17 protein-coding genes are annotated in these 18,358 nt (G+C 43.0%); 7 read left to right on the plus strand and 10 right to left on the minus strand.

All coding sequences use genetic code 11. From position 1 onward, the window contains the following. Positions 1 to 8 precede the first annotated feature (8 nt). Positions 9 to 281, plus strand: coding sequence for an oxidative damage protection protein (locus F955_RS02245; RefSeq protein ID WP_004813605.1), 273 nt, complete (start codon positions 9 to 11; stop codon positions 279 to 281). 914 nt (positions 282 to 1,195) lie between these two features. Here F955_RS02245 and pgsA read toward each other — a convergent pair. The 3 genes from pgsA to uvrC form a co-directional block, all read right to left on the minus strand. Further along, positions 1,196 to 1,783: a CDP-diacylglycerol--glycerol-3-phosphate 3-phosphatidyltransferase gene (gene pgsA, locus F955_RS02250; protein ID WP_008302472.1), complete on the minus strand. Its 588-nt coding sequence runs from the start codon at positions 1,781 to 1,783 to the stop codon at positions 1,196 to 1,198. 107 nt (positions 1,784 to 1,890) lie between these two features. Continuing rightward, positions 1,891 to 2,685 (minus strand): acyl-CoA thioesterase, encoded by a 795-nt coding sequence (locus F955_RS02255; RefSeq protein WP_004890607.1) that lies wholly within the window; start codon positions 2,683 to 2,685, stop codon positions 1,891 to 1,893. 116 nt (positions 2,686 to 2,801) lie between these two features. Continuing rightward, a complete protein-coding gene (gene uvrC, locus F955_RS02260; RefSeq protein ID WP_004890610.1) occupies positions 2,802 to 4,601 on the minus strand; it encodes an excinuclease ABC subunit UvrC in 1,800 nt (599 codons plus the stop codon). A 225-nt stretch (positions 4,602 to 4,826) separates the two neighbouring features. On the opposite strand from uvrC, the gene F955_RS02265 reads away from it, so the two are divergent. Then, positions 4,827 to 5,876, plus strand: a complete 1,050-nt coding sequence (locus tag F955_RS02265; RefSeq protein ID WP_004890613.1) for an AAA family ATPase — start codon at positions 4,827 to 4,829, stop codon at positions 5,874 to 5,876. Between the two features lie 21 nt (positions 5,877 to 5,897). Here the strand turns inward: F955_RS02265 and F955_RS02270 are convergent, their stop codons facing one another. The 3 genes from F955_RS02270 to F955_RS16825 form a co-directional block, all read right to left on the minus strand. Next, positions 5,898 to 6,314, minus strand: coding sequence for a PH domain-containing protein (locus tag F955_RS02270; protein WP_004890615.1), 417 nt, complete (start codon positions 6,312 to 6,314; stop codon positions 5,898 to 5,900). Positions 6,315 to 6,446: 132 nt separating this feature from the next. Beyond that, the gene (locus F955_RS16955; protein WP_004890618.1) at positions 6,447 to 7,190 is read right to left on the minus strand and encodes a GGDEF domain-containing protein; all 744 of its coding nucleotides are present in this window, start codon (positions 7,188 to 7,190) and stop codon (positions 6,447 to 6,449) included. Further along, on the minus strand, positions 7,169 to 7,507 hold the full coding sequence (locus F955_RS16825; RefSeq protein WP_004890620.1) for a protoglobin domain-containing protein: 339 nt from the start codon (positions 7,505 to 7,507) through the stop codon (positions 7,169 to 7,171). The genes F955_RS16955 and F955_RS16825 overlap by 22 nt, the downstream gene beginning before the upstream one ends. A gap of 514 nt (positions 7,508 to 8,021) precedes the next feature. Between F955_RS16825 and fadB the strand changes: the two genes are divergently transcribed. From fadB to F955_RS02300, 5 genes are all read left to right on the plus strand, one after another. Then, positions 8,022 to 10,175, plus strand: a complete 2,154-nt coding sequence (fadB, locus tag F955_RS02280; protein WP_004890622.1) for a fatty acid oxidation complex subunit alpha FadB — start codon at positions 8,022 to 8,024, stop codon at positions 10,173 to 10,175. Positions 10,176 to 10,187: 12 nt separating this feature from the next. Further along, positions 10,188 to 11,360 carry an acetyl-CoA C-acyltransferase FadA gene (gene fadA / locus F955_RS02285; protein WP_004890625.1) on the plus strand — a complete coding sequence of 391 codons (1,173 nt, stop codon included), beginning with the start codon at positions 10,188 to 10,190 and terminating at the stop codon, positions 11,358 to 11,360. Positions 11,361 to 11,553: 193 nt separating this feature from the next. Next, positions 11,554 to 12,579, plus strand: a complete 1,026-nt coding sequence (locus tag F955_RS02290; RefSeq protein ID WP_004994718.1) for an IS30-like element ISAba125 family transposase — start codon at positions 11,554 to 11,556, stop codon at positions 12,577 to 12,579. Positions 12,580 to 12,611: 32 nt separating this feature from the next. Further along, positions 12,612 to 14,045: an ATP-binding protein gene (locus F955_RS02295; protein ID WP_004890628.1), complete on the plus strand. Its 1,434-nt coding sequence runs from the start codon at positions 12,612 to 12,614 to the stop codon at positions 14,043 to 14,045. Between the two features lie 349 nt (positions 14,046 to 14,394). Further along, positions 14,395 to 14,838, plus strand: coding sequence for a hypothetical protein (locus tag F955_RS02300; protein ID WP_004890630.1), 444 nt, complete (start codon positions 14,395 to 14,397; stop codon positions 14,836 to 14,838). Positions 14,839 to 14,952: 114 nt separating this feature from the next. Here the strand turns inward: F955_RS02300 and tehB are convergent, their stop codons facing one another. From tehB to F955_RS02320, 4 genes are all read right to left on the minus strand, one after another. Continuing rightward, a complete protein-coding gene (gene tehB, locus F955_RS02305; protein WP_004890633.1) occupies positions 14,953 to 15,825 on the minus strand; it encodes an SAM-dependent methyltransferase TehB in 873 nt (290 codons plus the stop codon). 120 nt (positions 15,826 to 15,945) lie between these two features. Beyond that, positions 15,946 to 16,695: a hypothetical protein gene (locus tag F955_RS02310; protein WP_004890635.1), complete on the minus strand. Its 750-nt coding sequence runs from the start codon at positions 16,693 to 16,695 to the stop codon at positions 15,946 to 15,948. 175 nt (positions 16,696 to 16,870) lie between these two features. After that, positions 16,871 to 17,374, minus strand: coding sequence for a hypothetical protein (locus F955_RS02315; RefSeq protein WP_004890638.1), 504 nt, complete (start codon positions 17,372 to 17,374; stop codon positions 16,871 to 16,873). A gap of 248 nt (positions 17,375 to 17,622) precedes the next feature. Further along, complete coding sequence (locus F955_RS02320) at positions 17,623 to 18,141, minus strand: hypothetical protein (protein WP_004890641.1); 519 nt, start codon at positions 18,139 to 18,141, stop codon at positions 17,623 to 17,625. Positions 18,142 to 18,358 lie beyond the last annotated feature (217 nt).

Below are 18,358 nucleotides of genomic sequence, written 5' to 3' on the forward strand. Positions count from 1 at the left end.
GTATTGATATGTCTCGACAAGTATTTTGCCGTAAGTATCAAAAAGAAATGGAAGGCTTAGACTTTGCACCATTCCCAGGTGCAAAGGGTCAGGAACTGTTTGATACTGTATCTAAACAGGCTTGGCAGGAATGGCTGAAGCATCAAACTACGCTGATCAATGAAAAGCGTTTAAACGTGTTTGAAGCGGATGCGAAAAAGTTCCTTGAAGAACAACGTGAGAAGTTTTTCAATAATGATGAATCATTGGAAAAAGCTGAAGGGCTAAAGCCTGAGGCGTGATCAAGCGGAGCACTGCTCTGCCACGCCGCAAGACAAGCAGCTATGCTGCGCGTAGGCTTTAATCTAAAAGAATCCCCAACTTGGGGATTCTTTTTTATGCACTGCTCTAAAAATTACGCAAGACAAGCGAAGCGCGTAGTTTCAAATGTCAAGAAGGAGTCTAAGAAGACTCCTTTTTTATGCACTATACCGCCACGCCGCAAGACAAGCAGCTTATTATGCATAGGCTTCAATCTAAAAAAATCTCCATCATTAGACAGACTTTTTATACGACGCTCAACATGATGAAAGACAGGAACCGCCCTCTCAAGTGAAATCCGAAAAAGGTTTTCTTAAAGCATTTTTTAATTTTCTCACCCACCTTTCTCTTGATTGCAGAAATGTACCGTAAATAAGCAAATAAAATCCCTAGAATTCCCTTCATCTAGTTATCTATTTTCTAATCAATAGATCATATCCTGCCTCTTTTCCTAAACTTCTCAGAACAACAGCTTGCGTCAGTTTTAAGATCAATTTTTTTCAATATTATTTATTTTATAGATTAAATTTATTGTAAATATGAAGTTTTACTAATCAATTAAGTTTAAAAATGCTGAATTTAATTATCTTATTTAAAGAATTTAATTATGAGTCTTATTAGATTTAAGCCCTTCATTCATTTCAAAATAATAGATTGTAAACGGCAGATACATGCCACTATAGAAATGCAACATTACACTACAAGAATGTACATGAATTAAAAAATGGATTTCCTATAATAGCAATTAAGAGGATGGCAACATCTTTGTATAATAGCGATAAATATCCCCGATTTCATCCCAGTTCTTCCCCCAAAGGCTGGGTATTTTTTTGCCTGAAAATTACCATCGACCATAAAAAAAGCCCCAGTGACTGGGGCTTGATTCAATATTCGATTAAGGCTGTTTCAGATAGGGCCAGGCCGCTTTCAGGTAGATAAACATCGACCATAAGGTGAGCACAACTGCAGTATAGAGCAATGCATAAGCCAGCATATCTAGCGGCTGCCAGTTAAGCAGAAATACGGTAATTGCGATCATCTGGAAGGCGGTCTTGTATTTGCCGACTGTAGACACCGCCACACTGGTTCGCGCACCCAGTTCAGCCATCCATTCACGTAAAGCTGATACCGTAATTTCCCGTGAGATAATCACAATTGCAGCAAAGGCCATGGAGATCGAAGGTTGCCATTGCACCAGTACAATCAGTGCAGCTGCAACCATCAGCTTGTCTGCCACCGGATCCAGGAATCGACCAAAAGCCGAAGTCTGATTCAATGTTCTCGCCAGATAGCCATCAAACCAGTCCGTTACCGCCGCAACCACAAAAATTGCAGTCAACAGCATATGACGCGTCATATCCGGATTGCTTTCATCAATCCCCATCGCCGGCGGCCAATAGGCCACCAATAGAAAGACTGGAATCAGGACAATACGTGCCAAGGTCAAGATGTTTGGAATATTCAGGATACGACCTGTAGTCATAGACACCGCCAATTGTTCCCCTCATGTACGATGAAAATGCACACTTTTATTGAGGTTTGATCCATCGTTAATAGGCTTCACTTTATACGAATTGGCCAGCAGTGTCACTAGGCAAACACTGTCACTGTCTGTCTGGCAATCGCAATCAGGCGATTTTCAGCATCCCACAGATAGGCATGTTCTGTCGCGTAGCCATCTGCTGCATGATCAGTAAATACTTTATATTTAAACCAATCATTCAACTGATGTTGTACTGGATGCACATAGGTCACCGTCCAGTTGAGGCTGCTGGCTGGTGCAATCTGCTTAAACATCGGCAATACACCGGGTGGCCAGATATCAAAAATTGCCATCAGGTCAGCAACTTCAAATTTGCGGTTTGCATGTCTTTCCGGATCAAAACGGCACCATCCGCCAAAATCAGGATGATCACTCCCCGTGCATGGCAAATTCACTTCAGCCCAACGAACCTCAAACTGCTGGTAACATTCCGGCATACCTATGTTTGGAGGAATGCTAAACAGGCTTTCTGGAGCTGGATAATCCGGAGCAGATGCCTCCTGATGTACTTGAATAGTCGAGTCACGTGCTACACCAAAACTGGCTAACAAGATACTCTGCACTGCATCATCCTGCCACAGGCGAACTTCAACCGTAGTGACGGATTTACCCTCACGCAGAATTTCTGCAGTTAACCTGACTGGCCGTTGCTGGACCGGCCCCACAAAAGTTACGCTGGTGCTTAAAAGATGTTTCGCCGGGTCATTAATGCTCAGCACCGCTTTTTGCATCATCATCGCCGCAGCCAGACCACCATACAGGGTCCGTCCTTGTAACCATCCTGCTGGAAGATCAACCCATTCCTCAACAGCAATCGCTGCATACACCTGTTCCAGTGTCATTGTGCATCCCTGTGGTTCATTTTAGTTCTGATATCATTCAATAAATTTGAATTGATGTGAATGCTCAATGACTTCTCCGTCACTGAGCACTTTGGCAAATGATTTAATTTGGATTTTTATTCATGCAGTACTTTATAAATAGTACGAGCCATGACTTCACCTAAGCCTGGTACTAACATCAAGTCTTTCTCTGAAGCCTTCAGTACACCTTGAATGCCGCCGAAATGGGTCAGCAGGTCACGACGGCGTTTTGGACCCAGACCGGGAATCACTTCCAGAACTGAAGAGCCTCGTTTCTTGTCGCGTTTGGCACGGTGTTTGGTGATTGCAAAGCGGTGTGCTTCATCCCGTACCTGTTGAATCAGATGCAGGGCTTTATGATCTTCGGGAAGCTGAATCTTGGTGCCATCAGTAAAATGTAAAGTTTCTAATCCTGGTTTACGTCCCTCACCTTTGGATACACCCACCATAAAAGCGTCCAGACCAAGATCCTGCATGACTTCCATTGCCATATGCAGCTGTCCCTTACCCCCATCAATCAGTAACAGGTCGGGCAACATGTGCTTTTTATAACGTCGGGTCAGCGCCTGACGCATTGCAGCATAGTCATCGCCTTCGGTAATGTCGTTAATCGAGAACTGGCGATAATCCCGCTTACGTGCACCGCCACTATCAAACACCACACAGGATGCGACCGTTTCCTCCCCCATGGTATGTGAGATATCAAAACACTCAATCCGGTCCACAGGATGTCCCACCACCTGCTCCAGCTGATGGAAACGCTCATTCAATTCAAAGTGATTCGCCAGTTTCGATTTAATCCCTTGCAGCACATTCATTTGTGCCAGTTCCAGCCATTCGGCACGGGTTTCGCGGACCTTGGACTTGATCTGGATTTTTTTATCAAAATGCTGGGCCAATGCCTGTTCCAGCTCGTTACGATCAGTCACTTCTACATTGACGATCAGTTCTGCTGGAATTTCATCCGCAACCTGGAAATAGAAGTTGGCAATAAAATCACTCAGCATCTGACTGAGATCATCACCCTGGATATCCGGGAAATAGCTTTTACCTCCCAGCATTTTACCATTACGCACATGCATGATCTGCACACAGGTCACGCCGGCCTGATGGGCAATTGCCAGAATATCGGCTTCACCTTTAACCTTGTAGATCGCTTGATTGGCTTGAACATCACGTAACAGAGCCATACGGTCCCGATAAAATACAGCCTTTTCAAATTCGAGCTGTTCGGCAGCAGCTTCCATTTTGGCAATCAGCTGCTGATTCAGCTCCTTGGTATCGCCTTGCAAGAAGCGAATCGAGTTGTTGACATCTTCCTGATAGTCTTCAGGTGAAATCAGTCCGACACAGGGGCCTGAGCAACGCTTGATCTGGTATTGCAGGCAGGGGCGCTTACGCTGTGCAAAATAGCTGTTTTCACACTGGCGCACATTAAACAGTTTCTGTAAAACGATCAGGGTATCCTTGGCATTGTAAGCACTTGGATAAGGTCCAAAAAACTTGCCTGGTTGATGTTTTCCTTTGCCTCGACCTGCTGCAATCCGTGGATAAGGTTTATCACTAGATACAAAGATATAGACATAGGATTTATCATCGCGCAGCATAATGTTATACGGTGGACGATGCAGCTTGATCAGATTCTGCTCTAACAGTAATGCTTCAGTTTCAGAACGCACCACCAAAGTCTGAATATCATAAATCCGCGCCACTAGAGCTTGAGTTTTCGGATGTTCAAGGGTCTTGACGAAATAACTAGATACGCGGTTTTTCAGGTTTTTTGCCTTGCCCACATACAGCAATTCGCCATCCTTGCCATACATCCGGTATACCCCCGGAAGTGTGGTCATATTCGCCAGGATTTTTTCAATATGGGGACGCGCGTTCTCGTTCACCTGCAACCTATTTTTCACATGCAATATGCAGATAATGTGATGCTTATTGCCTGATTTTCAAGCGCGGTGACAAAATTACCATCAAGCCTGCCCACAAGCGAAGTTTATAAGTATGCAATCCCGGTTAATTTATAGGCTCACCGTTATACTGTGATTGCTAAAAGCTATAAATTTCAACTGATATCTTTGTTATGCTCGACGGGTTCGTTTTTGAGATTCCCCAAGATGACCACGCAGCATTCCGGTTTCCATATCGTCCAGCCTGGTACCTCCACGCATAGTGCTTCGGAACGTGACCGCCTGATTGGCAAGCCACGCTTTCACTTTGAACCCAAGGCAGTCATGGACCTGCTTCGGAAACGGATTATTGGGCAGGATGCTGCGCTGAATGAAATTGAAAAGATGCTACATGTGGTCAAGGCTGATTTTTCCAGCCCGGATCGTCCCTTGTCCGTGACCTTGATGCTTGGCCCAACCGGAGTAGGTAAAACCGAGACCGTGCGCCTGATCGCCGAGGCTATCTATGGACGTCCAGATGCGTTTTGCCGTATCGACATGAATACGCTGGCGCAAGAACATTATGCCGCCGCGCTAACAGGTGCGCCTCCGGGTTATGTCGGCTCAAAAGAAGGTCATAGCCTGTTCGATGAAACTGCGATTGCAGGTAGTCATACCCGCCCGGGTATTATGCTATTTGATGAATTAGAAAAGGCTTCAATCGAAGTCATTCGAGGTTTAATGAACGTGCTGGATACAGGTCGTTTAACCCTCACAGCAGGCACCAAAACCATCGATTTTCGGAATTGTATGATCTTTATGACCAGTAATGTTGGCGCGCAAGCTGCCCAGCAATATTTGGAAAAACTCAGTTATTTGCCGCAGCAGGTTCAGAATCTGTGCCTGAAAAAAGTACCGACACAGCGCATTATTGAAAAGGTCATGCAGCGTAAATTTGATCCTGAATTTTTGAACAGGATTGACCGTACCCTGCATTATCAGGCTGTACAAAATGATGCTCTGCCACGACTGGTTGAGATTGAGCTGGAAAAACTCAATCAGCGATTACAGCATCAGAAGCGAACTGTGATCCTAACCGATACAGCCAAGGCCTATTTCTATCAAGGGCATGATATTCGCTATGGCGCACGTCATCTGGGTCGCAAGATGCGTATCGAACTAGAACCAGTTTTAGCGGTATATTTTTTAAATCAGCCTGAACAGTCTACGCTGAAGCTAGATTGTATTGAAGGCAATTTAGTGATTCAGCCCGAATAGCTTCAACCACAGAATGAGCGCTTAAGATGCCTGCTGATTCTGTACCGCATTAATAAACGCCATCTGGTCTTTGGGTGAGATCAGTACATATTTATTGGTTCCATCTTCACGATAATCCACGCGTAAACGCTTCAGGGACAAAGCGGGCGCAACAGATGAATAGTCAGTTGGAGTGACCGCCTGAATAGCAGCTACGGGAATCTGCCAGCTAAACCACATACTTTTGACGATCAATTGATCTGCAGTAAGCTGATATCGGGTATTCAGCACAGGCCACCAGATCATTACAATCGTCAGCATATACACCGCAGTATGCAATGGATATTGCTGCATGGTGCCTTTGGCTGACATTACCAGCAATAACTGCACCAAAAGTCCGGTCATACACACCAGGAAGGCCACCAGCCACCAGTCTTTTTTGGAACGAAATACCTGCATGTGTGCTCCCCTATTCTTAAAGCTATTGTAAATCTAAAAATAGGATCTACCAGCAAAATTACTTAACTCATCAGATATTTTAAAAGTGATACAGCATGAAATAGCAATCATGAATTGCCGTATTGATTACTGTTATTTCCCTTTTAGTTTGTACTGTTTCTTGACCGCATACATCTTGTCATCGGCACAGCGGATCAGGCTGGCGCTATCCAGATAGCCGCTATTGGCATCGGCCTGATGAATACCGACACTGAGACTGACCGGCATAGTCAGTTGGCTCAAGGTCTGCTCTACGCGTGGAATAAAGCTTTGCAAGGCATCTGCCTCGGTACAGTTCGGCAATACCACTAGAAACTCATCACCGCCATAGCGGAAACAGTAGTCTTCATCCCGGGCAATCTGCTTTAAGGTACTCGCTACTGCCTGTATCACCTGATCACCATAGAGATGGCCATATTGGTCGTTTAACAGTTTAAAGTCGTTGATATCAATAAATACCACGGTCACAGGTGCATGCTGTTGCCGTGCACGATAAAGTAACTCATTCAACATCGAAGTCAGGCTACGCACATTATAAAGCCCTGTCAGTGGATCCAGCCGGGACAGGGTTTCCATTTCCTGTGCATGCGCACCAAGTGCCATGGCATATTCCTGCAGTTTGTGATGGGAGCTATTCACTTCTTTGACCAGGCTCCAGATATAGGTTTCAACCACCAAGGTAATATCAAAGGTATACAGTTTTTCCAGGGTGTCCTGCACCTGCCGCGCCAGGGCTGCATCCGCTACATACTGTTCCACTAATTTAAAGATGCCTAATTTAATCTGATGCAAGGCAGCCAGATACAGACGCGGCCCTACCCCAATACGTTTATGCACCAATCCATACGCAAGCGGTTATTGACATAAACACTGTCATAGCAGCCAGAAAACAGATCCAGAATATATTGATGCTGGGCGACCTTGAGGCGTTTAAGCGTATCGACATCACCAATCAGATTATTAATTTCAGGTACAGAGGTTTGATAGTCATAAAATTCGGCCACAGTGTCCTGCAAGCCTGGCTCTATCAGTTCACGCACAGTCGCCAGTGCTGCCAGGGCTTCTTCGGTCAGTCCAAGTAATTGCTTGCGTCGCTGGATGTCGGGCAATGAAATCTGCATCTGCTGCATCAGCGTCTGATCTGTCAATTTCATGCAGTGATCTTCTTATTATTGTTCTAGGTTTTTACTTATTTTCACCCATTCTAAGCCCGGTCGATTCACAATCCCAGCCAGCTTATCGGCAAACTACCACCTCACAACCAAACTGCAACAAAGCTGGACTTGGAGCGCGATTTTAATCAGGCTGCAAAACAGCAACAAAGAAATTCTCTGCCCTAAATTGACTTTTTTGACAGTAAAACGATTTTTTCAAAGACTTGAAAAGCCTTGCTATCACCCAATATAAATGGAGTTCTCATTAAAAAATTGTGAACTGAAACAAAATCTTCAGTTCATTGTGCTTGATAAGAGCCATACTGGAATGCATAACAGCCAAAACAGTTCAGGCAAAAATAGATGACCCTTGCGTCACGGCTTGATACAACTTGTTATGTTCTTTTTGGATATAGTTATCGTAAGATTGGCGAAGCATAAATATGCGCAGGAATCGCGCATAGGCTCTTCACAACATCAACTTAGAAGTCCTCCAAAATAAAGGAGATCAGGCATGATCCACGCTGGCAATGCCATTACCGTCCAAATGCTTTCGGACGGAATTGCAGAATTCCGCTTTGACTTACAAGGTGAGTCGGTCAACAAATTTAACCGTGCAACAATTGAAGATTTTAAAGCTGCAATTGACGCGGTAAAAGCAAACGCTGACATCAAAGGTTTAATCGTCACTTCAGCGAAGTCAACCTTCATCGTAGGTGCAGACATTACTGAGTTCGGTGCGAACTTCGCGCAAGGCGAACAGGCAATTGTAGAATGGGCCCTGCCTGTTCATGACATCTTCAACTCTTTTGAAGATTTAGACATTCCTAAAGTTGCTGCAATCAATGGTCAAGCATTGGGTGGCGGTTTTGAAATGTGTCTGGTGTGTGATTACCGTGTGATGTCAGAAGCAGCTGCTGTTGGCCTGCCTGAAATCAAACTGGGGATCTTCCCGGGCTTCGGTGGTACTGTTCGTTTAAGCCGTGTGATCGGTATTGATAATGCGGTTGAATGGATGGCAATGGCCAATCCGAAGAAACCTGCTGCCGCGCTGAAAGACGGTGCTGTTGATGCAGTGGTTGCTGCGGACAAACTGCAAGACGCTGCGATTGATCTGGTTAAACAAGCGATTGCGGGTCGTCTAGACTGGAAAGCAAAACGCCAGGAAAAACTAGATCCTGTTAAGTTGAACATGCTTGAGCAAATGATGGCGTTCAATACAGCGAAAGGTGCGGTTTTAGCGAAAGCAAACCCTGCTCAGTACCCGGCGCCAAAATTGATGCTTGATTCACTACAGGCAGGTGCAAGCCTTCCACGTAATGAAGCATTAAAAGCAGAAGCACAAGGCTTTGCCAAAGCTGCAGTAACACCGCAAGCAGGTGCGTTGATTGGTCTATTCATCAACGATCAAGTGGTGAAGAAAACTTCCAAGAAATATGAGAAAGGTGCACACCCTGTGAACCAAGCGGCTGTATTAGGCGCAGGTATCATGGGTGGTGGTATTGCTTACCAGGCGGCAAGCAAAGGCACACCAATCATCATGAAAGACATTGGTAATCCACAACTTGCTTTAGGTATGAAAGAAGCAAATGGCTTACTGACCAAACAAGTTGAACGTAAGAAAATGAAGCCTGCACAAATGGGTGAAACTCTTGCGCGCATCCGCCCAACTTTAAGCTATGACGAGTTTAAAGAAGTGGACATCGTGATTGAAGCGGTGACTGAAAATCCAAAAGTGAAAGGTATCGTACTGAAAGAAACTGAAGCGAAAGTTCGTGAAAACACGATCATTGCTTCGAATACGTCTACGATTTCAATCACGCGTCTGGCTGAAAACCTGGAGCGTCCTGAAAACTTCGTCGGCATGCACTTCTTTAACCCAGTACACATGATGCCATTGGTAGAAGTGATCCGTGGTGAGAAGACTTCACCTGAAGCGATTGCAACCACTGTGGTACTTGCTCAGAAAATGGGTAAAACACCGATCGTTGTGAATGACTGCCCGGGCTTCTTGGTGAACCGCGTATTGTTCCCTTACTTTGGTGCGTTTGACCTTCTACTGAAAGATGGTGCTGACTTCCAGCAAATCGACAAAGTGATGGAAAAATTCGGCTGGCCTATGGGTCCTGCTTACTTGATGGACGTTGTGGGTATTGATACTGGCGTTCACGGTGCAGAAGTCATGGCGGAAGGTTTCCCTGACCGTATGAAGCCTGACTACAAAGGTTCAATCCAGGTGATGTACGAAAACAAACGTCTTGGTCAAAAGAATGACGTTGGTTTCTACAAATACGAATTGGACCGTAAAGGCAAGAAAGCCAAAGTGGTTGATCCAACTGCATACGATCTTGTGGCTTCTGTTGCAACTACGGAAAAACGCGAATTTGATGCTCAAGAAATCATTGACCGTATGATGCTTGCTTTCTGTAATGAAACTGTTCGTTGCCTGGAAGACAACATCGTAGCAACACCTGCTGAAGCAGATATGGCGATGATCATGGGTGTAGGTTTCCCTCCATTCCGTGGCGGTCCATGCCGTTATATCGACCAGACTGGTGTTGCTGAATACGTTGCGCTTTGCGACAAGTACGCACACTTAGGTAAGGCTTATGAAGCGCCACAAATGTTGCGTGACATGGCTGCTAACAACAAAAAATTCTACGGTTAAGGAGCAACGTGAATGGCTACTTTAAATCCACGTGACGTTGTCATCGTTGATGGCGTACGTTCAGCAATGGGTAAAACCAAAAATGGTATGTTCCGCAATGTACGTGCTGACAGCCTTTCTGCTGAACTTGTACGTGCGCTTGTTGCTCGTAACCAGTTCGATGTCAACGAAGTTGAAGACGTAATCTGGGGCTGTGTAAACCAGACTCTAGAACAAGGTATGAACATCGGTCGTAACATCGCGTTACTGGCAGATCTTCCTAAGACTGTTGCAGGTCAAACGGTTAACCGTCTATGCGGTTCATCGATGCAGGCAATCCACACTGCTGCGGCACAAATCATGACTGGCCAAGGTGATGTGTTCATCATTGGTGGTGTTGAGCATATGGGTCACGTGGGTATGATGCACGGCATCGACCTGAACCCAGAAGCATCTAAGCACTATGCCAAAGCCTCAAACATGATGGGCTTAACTGCTGAAATGTTGGGTCGCATGAACGGTATTTCTCGTGAAGAGCAAGATGCCTTTGGTGTGGAATCACACCGTCGTGCATGGGCTGCAACGCAAGAAGGCCGTTTTAAAAACGAAATCATTGGCATTGAAGGTCATGATGCAAACGGCTTTAAACAACTATGCGACATCGACGAAGTGATTCGTCCAGATGCTAACCTTGAAGCATTCCAAGCTTTACGTCCTGTATTTGATCCGAAAGGCGGTACCGTAACTGCGGCGACATCTTCAGCATTGTCTGATGGTGCTTCTGCTATGTTGCTTATGTCTGCTGAACGTGCACAAGCATTAGGTTTGAAACCACGTGCGGTGATTCGCTCTATGGCCGTTGCAGGCTGTGATGCAGCAATCATGGGTTATGGCCCAGTACCTGCAACGCAAAAAGCACTTAAACGTGCGGGCTTGTCAATTGCAGACATTCAAACCTTTGAATTAAACGAAGCGTTTGCTGCACAAGGTCTATCTGTTCTAAAAGGCTTAGGCATTTATGATCAGCAAGATCGTGTGAACTTGAACGGTGGTGCAATTGCACTCGGTCACCCATTGGGTTGTTCAGGTGCGCGTATCACCACCACGTTGTTGAACGTGATGGAACAACAAGACACGCAAATTGGTCTTGCGACCATGTGTATCGGTCTTGGTCAAGGTATCGCAACAGTGATCGAACGTGTTTAATTCTTAAATACGTGAACAAAAGAAACCCCGCAATAAGCGGGGTTTCTTTTTAAAGATCAAACAAAGTACAATAAGATCAAATACTAGTTAAAAAAATTACTATGACTTACAAGGAAAAATCGCATGATTTTTTAATCAGGGCAGAGTAAAACTTGAAGTGCGACATAAACCACCTAATTAATTTAAAGGGTTTATGGAGTATATAAAATTGTCATACCATCATCTTAACTTTGAAGATCGTACTGCATTAATGCTTGAGTCAAGAAAAGAAGGCTTTTCAGCCAGAAAATTTGCTGAACTCATTAAAAGACATCCTAGTACGATCTATCGTGAGCTTAAAAGAAATAGCATCAATGACGTTTATCAAGCTCGATATGCTTCTGATAACACCTTCGCTAGACGTAGACGTGGTCACAGAAAACTCAAAATCGATTCAATCCTCTGGAAATTTATTGTTGAAGCGATCCGTTGTTTATGGTCTCCTCAGCAAATAGCAAAGCGTTTAAAGACATTTCCTGATTTGGATCAAACAATGAATGTAAGCCATACAACGATTTATTCAACGATACGAGCATTACCAAAGGGTGAGTTGAAAAAAGACTTATTATCCTGTCTGCGTCATGAAAATAAAAAGCGAAAAGCTAACGGTGAACCTAAAAAAGATTCTATATTACAGGATATTAAAACTATTCATGAGCGCCCAGCCGAAGTTCAAGAAAGAAAAATACCGGGTCATTGGGAAGCTGATTTAATTAAAGGTAAAGACAATAAAAGTTCGATAGCAACACTTATTGAACGAAATACACGGCTCTGTATCTTGGCAACATTACCTGATGCAAAGGCAGAATCAGTGCGCAAGGCTTTAACTGAAGCTCTGAAATATTTACCTGCAGAACTGCGTAAAACGTTGACCTATGACCGTGGACGCGAGATGTCAGAACATAAAATACTCGAAGAAGATTTAGGCATAGATGTATATTTCTGTGACCCACATTCACCTTGGCAAAAAGGCACATGCGAAAATATGAATGGTTTAATTAGGCAATATTTACCTAAAGGGATTGATTTAAATCAGGCAGATCAGCATTATTTAAATCAAGTTGCCATGTCACTGAATACTCGTCCTAGAAAGGCGTTAGATTGGCTTACACCATTAGAGAAATTTGCTCAGCTTGTTGATTATCATATGGCTTTTGAAACTGTCGCACCTCATGTTTGAATTCGCCCAGCTTAGTGCATGAATTAAGAAAAATGCCTCGTGAAACTACTTGGTTAGAATTTAAAGAAAATATTTCTGAACCCGAACGAATTGGCAAATATATTTCCGCATTATCTAACTCTGCTACATTAGCAAACAAAAGTAATGGTTATTTAATTTGGGGGATTAATGATGAAACTCACGATGTAGTCGGTACCTCATTTCAACCTCATCTTGCCAAAAAGGGTAATCAAGATTTAGAAAGTTGGCTTATGCAACAATGCAGCCCTAAAATCTATTTTAAATTTTATGAGGTAAAAATTTCTGTTGCATATGAAGATGTTTTTATTGAAAAAAATGTAGTGATTTTAGAAATTCCTCAAGCACAAAATCAACCAACATCTTTTAATGGTCAACAATACATCCGTATTTCATCGAATGTTAAACAATTAGATCAATTCCCCGAACATGAAAAAAACCTATGGTTATGTTTTGACAAGACACCTTTTGAACAACAAATTGCCGCTCACAATCTAACCCCTTTAGAATTATTTAGTTTGATTGATTATGCGGGCTTTTTTGATTTAATTTCATTTCCATTACCTACTAACCACGCCAGTATTTTAAGTCACTTAGAATCAGAAGGTTTAATTGTTAAAAATGAAAGTGGAAATTGGGATATTAAAAATTTGGGAGTAATCTTATTTGCAAAGTCCTTAAATAAATTCTCTCATTTAAAAAGGAAAGCTATCCGAGTTATACAATATGAAGGAAATAATCGTATTCGAACAATTAAAGAACAAAGCGGTGATAAGGGATACGCAATAGGCTTTGAAGGTTTAATTTCATATGTTGATAATCTTTTACCTAAAAATGAAGTTATAGGAAAAGCATTAAGGCGAGACGTCAGTATGTACCCTGAGCTATCAATTCGAGAGCTAATCGCTAATGCAATCATTCATCAAGACTTTACTATTCCTGGCATGGGTACAACTATTGAAATTTTTGCAGACCGTATTGAAATAACTAACCCAGGAAATCCTCTTGTTAATATTGATCGCTTACTAGACAGCCCTCCACAATCTAGAAATGAAAGTATTGCATCATTAATGAGAAGAATTGGTATTTGTGAAGAACGAGGGAGTGGTATAGATAAAGTAGTCCATGAAACTGAATTTTTTCAACTTCCTCCTCCACTTTTTGAGAATTTTGACAATGCAACTCGAATTGTTCTGTTTGCACATAAAGAATTTAAAGAAATGGATACTCAAGAGAAAATTCGTGCTTGCTATCTACATGCATGTCTAAAATACGTTCAAAGAGATTACTTAACTAATGCTAGCTTACGTGAGCGATTTAAAATTGAAGCTCAAAATAGTGCTATAGCTTCTAGAATAATAAAAGACACTTTAGATTTAGGTTTAATAAAACCTTTTGATCCAGAACAAGGACGAAAACATGCACGATACATTCCTCATTGGGCATGATTTATTTACTAAAAATTCTGATTCTTTATTGATAAAAATCAGTAAAAAACCATTAATTAATTTTTTTACTAATATAAATCAATATGTTGCTTTTTGATGGTTATTTGATAGAAGCCCTAAAATCTCTTTTATTGAGTAAGCTGTAAATCTCCTGCTTATTTATAAAAATATCTTGTTTTTCTGATAGATACTTTTTGATGGTTATTTGATTTTCATTACTTCCATCTAATGTTACATCTTTGTAAAATTAGTGTATTTTTCAACCATTAAAACCTTAAATATGAATCACTTAAATTCTTATAAATGTATGATCAAGCCTCTTTTTTTCATACTTCCTTAAGGGGTTTATATGAACACGCTTAAAACAGTGATCGCGACTGCAATCGTAGCAACTTCCGCATCTGCAATGGCAGCCGAAGCACCTGCAACAGCTCAAGCAGCAGTTCAAACTGTTGCTCAACAAGCAGCTGCACCTGCTCAAGCGAAAGTTGAAGCGGCTCAAGCGACTGCAACGAATGCAAAACAAGCAGCAGAAACAAAAGTTGAATCAGTAAAAACTGAAAATGCGGTAAAAGCAGATACAGCAAAAGCAGCAGCTGAAGACAAAGTTGCAGCAGTAAAAACAGAAGCTGTCGTAAAAACTACAGAAGCAAAAGAAACTGCAATGGCTAACGCAGCAGAAGTAAAAACTGAAGCAGCTCAACAAGTAGAAGCTGCAAAAGCTGCACCTGCTGAAGCAGCAGTAAAAGCTGAGAAAAAAGGCTGGTTCTCTTGGTTTAAAAAAGCAGCTTAATCCTGCGATTTAAACTGCAAAGGGATGTCATCTGACATCCCTTTTTATTACCTTCTATTTTTAAATACGGCCTGCGACTAAGTAATCAGCCTGTATTTTCAAATATTAAAAAAATTAAGCTGAGACCTTCTGCGCCAGCATCGTGGCAAAATGTTGTTTGATCCGGTTACCCTGCTCATCCCTGCGATATAGCTCACCAATATTCTCATTGTATTTAATCAGCTTCCAGTCTTTATAAAAGGCACTTAATTCACCTTGCTTAAAGGCAAAAGGAAAATCTGGCTGGGCTGGAATGTCATCAGTATCCATGGCACAGACAATCAGGTTATAACCATTGATTTTGGTCGCCTGCTGCATTTGAGTAATCAGTGCTGGAACAGTCTTGGCTTGCAGGAACATCATCACCACAGTGCAGCAGATAAAATCATAACTGCCAGAAATGCTTGGATTTGCATTCAAATCCCGCTGTGCAATATGAATCTGCTGAATATCTTCAGCATCAACAATTTGCTGAAATTTTTCCAGACTCTGGGAGTTCACATCCCAGGCATCAACCTCATAGCCCATCTGGTTTAAATACAACGAATTCCGTCCTTCTCCGCAGCCGACATCTAATGCACGACCACCCGTTAAATAAGGCGTAGCAGCCATAATTTCAGAATGTGTTGGAGAAATCGCATATTTTTTATGAAAATAATCTTGTGGGGCGCAATAGAATTTTAACTGGCATTCCACATCTGCACTGGCAGAGACAATCTGATGCCAGCGCTGCGGTTCAATCAATGGTGGTTGCTGCTCAGGTGTAAAAACATGAGTAGATTGCACCTCTCCGCTTTCATCAACCAAGGCAAAAATCAGCTCACCTTTTAAGACTGTCAGTTTGGCCCAAGTACCCGCCTTGGTATTATGCGGACGCTGAAAGCCCTGAGGAATCTGCTCCTGTGTCCAGACCGGCATTTCCTTATAACAAACTAAGTCCTGAGTCATGCAGCATTGCTCCTGTTCTCGCACCATTTTATTCAACTGATAATTTCCTGTTTATCTATAGCATGCTTCTGTTTTTGGCACCATGCTCAGGATGATTTATAGCTAAATGACGCTTTCAGGCTACAAAGCTTCTTCGACAATTTTCTGATTTTTGGTCTTAATTTGCTGCATCTGTTTATTCAGGTTTTCAATATCTTTATACAATGCGATAAAGGGCTGCACCGCTTTTTCATCATGGAACATAAACATGCGGTTGCGTTTTTCCCATTTATATTTCTTGAGCAAGGCAAATAGCTGATCAGCCTTGGCCAGACTCTGCTTTTCAATTGCAAAGATGGCATAGGCATCACTTTCCTGCTGGGTTGCTTTCAGGTTCTGTGCCAACTGCTGACGATAACGCTGCTTGATATCGAGTCGCTTGACCTGTTCAATCTGGCTTTCTTCACGGCGCTGGATGGTCTGCTCATAGTTCTGCACAATCTGATGCACCTGCTTGAGCATGGTCTCAGTTTCTTTATAACCTTGAGCCTGATCTTTCTCCAGACGATCAATATCCAGAAAATGCTCCCAGTTCGCTGCTTTCAGATCTCGCAAATACTGATTACGTTCTTCAGCGCGGTCTCGCATCTGTCCCAATACATATTCCGCCATGACCGCGTAATCACCATCCAGACGGTCTTCTTCAATGTCTAACTGAATCGGCTTGCTCCAGTCCTGTGCCTGATCAAAGATTTCAGCTGTCTTTTCATTCAGAACAGTTTCATATTCGATCAGCTCGGCTTCTTCCTGCTGTTGCGCAGTGTATTGATAAAATAGCCATGCAAAGACAATAAGTGTCGCACCAGCCAGGACTATAAAGACACGCGGCATGCACATGCTCCCCTGCTGCAAGTTATGTATAGGTTTCCTTTTAACCAATATGCTGATTTTTTAAACATAAATCAATTGTTCTATACAAAAACCCTATGCAGGGACATAGTTCATCCTAAGAGGAAATTTCACTGAAATTCCTTTTTTAAGCCAGCTCTGAATCGTTTAATCCTGCCTAGCAACCGTTGGTAGCACACCATTCATTAATCAGCGTTCGGTCAACATTATTCGGATTAAACTGTTCCCGAGCCGCCTGAACTGAAGTGGCATTGCGGTTGATACCAAATGGCACCAGCATCAGATAAATACCGTCACGTGGATCAGGAGAACGCAAACCATCGGCAATGGCCTGCACATACTGTTGCAGCCCTGGTGGCAGGTTATCCAGTCGTGCCGGATTGGTGGTAGGCAGAATCTCGATATCACCCGCGAAGTCAGCATTAACCGTATAGTCTTGCAGTTCGCGTTCAATCTTCATCATTCGCATCTTTAAGGCCTGTTTCTGGCTGGATTGTTCTTGCAAGGGAAGCATGAACTCGGTTTCTTCACGCAGTTCACGATCGGCCATCACAGTCAGTGTCGGCAAGGTGATGGAATCTGGTGCAGCATGTGCATTAACCAGACGCAGTGCAGTAAACAGACTCAGTAACATCAGAAAAGTTGTGTCGAGGGGACGCATAAGGAAAACCTCCGCATCGTCATTTCAGTGGGAGAAACCTTATTCTTGCTTGAACTTATGTAAAGGTGCTGAGTATTACTGTGAGCGTCGATAGACGGTTAATACCGTATGATTACTGGTGTTCGATGTAAACGGTTTTTATGCAGATTGCTTTTGCATAAAAGATAAATCTCTCGCAAATTCCAGATATAAAAAATCCCCGACTGACGAGGATTCAAAGACTTAGGACTAGACTGATTGCTTCCAGCTTAAGGGATAACAGGGGAAAGTTTATTGAAATAATCCTGCATACCGAGTTTGATCGTGCTCGGATTAATTTGCAGTTGAAAACGATATTCGGCAGATTGGCTATTGCTACGATCAATCCCCAGCGGCTGTAGCATGATATTTAAACCCTGAGTTGGATCACTGGATTGCAGGCCTTGGGCAATACTCATGACATATTGCTGCAGCATTGGAGAAACCGAACTAAAGTCAGGCTGGCTCTGCGGCTGAAAATCCAGATTTTCGACCACCTGTGCATTCAGTACAAAATTCTGGGCTTCCTTGGAACTGCGCATCACCTGATGCTGTAAGGCACGCTGAGTCTTTTCTTCCTGGACAAAAGGAACATAACCAGTTTCATTGCTCAGTTCAGGTTCCGCCATCACGGTCAAGGTCGGCAGCGTTACCGCTACTTTATCATCGTCAGCTAGTGCTCCCATGCTGAATGCGCTCAGCATGATTCCAAATGCAGACCAAAATGCAGAAATTGTCATAATATTCATTGTCTTGCCCCCTGATTCTCTATCACCCAAGTTGTATAACTGCAGAGGTCATAAACTGCTTTTAATATTCTTATCTATTAGATTACATGGATTATTTGGACAACTCATGCCTGCTCGGATGAATGGCATCTCAGGAAAATGATCTCGAAACCTAAAAGCGTATGACGCTCACAGTTTCAAAGCCGAGTAATCAAGAAAGATTATTTTCTGTTGAATG

Origin of the sequence: Acinetobacter schindleri CIP 107287 (assembly GCF_000368625.1) — a bacterium.
GTDB lineage: Bacteria > Pseudomonadota > Gammaproteobacteria > Pseudomonadales > Moraxellaceae > Acinetobacter > Acinetobacter schindleri.